Below are 253 nucleotides of genomic sequence, written 5' to 3'. Positions count from 1 at the left end.
AACAACCTCGGAGACAAATCACCCGCTCTTTTATTCAACAACATTTACGGCTATAACAATGCCCAAATCGCGCTGAATGTAATCGGCTCCTGGCCGAACCACGCATTAATGCTCGGCCTTCCAAAAGACACGCCGGTTAAAGAACAATTCTTTGAGTTCGCGCGCCGTTATAATCAGTTTCCAGTAAAAGTGCAAAGAGAGGAGACAGCGCCGTTTCACGAAAACGAAATCACAGAAGACATCAACCTGTTTG

Annotated in this window: 1 pseudogene; it reads left to right on the top strand. The window is 45.8% G+C overall.

Annotated elements, in window-relative coordinates:
- A pseudogene (locus CF394_RS15495) lies at positions 1-253 on the top strand (UbiD family decarboxylase domain-containing protein); the annotation flags it as partial.

The organism is Tetzosporium hominis, assembly GCF_002265435.1.
GTDB lineage: Bacteria > Bacillota > Bacilli > Bacillales_A > Planococcaceae > Chryseomicrobium > Chryseomicrobium hominis.
This window is presented reverse-complemented; position numbering and strand designations above follow the sequence as displayed.